Below are 332 nucleotides of genomic sequence, written 5' to 3' on the forward strand. Positions count from 1 at the left end.
TAAAAAAGGCGCATGTGTACTTCATCAACAATCCAAGTTGGTGAAGTACGCTTATATGAAAAACCATTTAATCTGCTATCCCGTTACTAGGATATGCTCATTACTTGGTGTCAGTTCATCGGGTTATTATGCTTGGTTAAAAAGAGCAAACAAATCAACCAAACTCAGCGAGTATATCCAAAAGCAGTATTGGCAACATAAAGCCTGTTTGGGTGCGTCAAGCCTGCTTCATGATGCAAGAGAAGCGGGCTATCAAGTTTCAGAAAGGACAATTAGCCGTGTTTTGCAACAATTGGGATTACGGAGTAAAGCAGCACGTAAATTCAAGTATA

1 protein-coding gene is annotated in these 332 nt (G+C 39.8%); it reads left to right on the forward strand.

The window, feature by feature from the left end:
• Positions 1-55 precede the first annotated feature (55 nt).
• On the forward strand, positions 56-332 hold a 277-nt coding region (locus tag GQ589_RS12030), incomplete at its 3' end, for an IS3 family transposase (RefSeq protein WP_160426496.1).

The organism is Gilliamella sp. Pas-s27, from assembly GCF_009795865.1.
Classification (GTDB): domain Bacteria; phylum Pseudomonadota; class Gammaproteobacteria; order Enterobacterales; family Orbaceae; genus Gilliamella.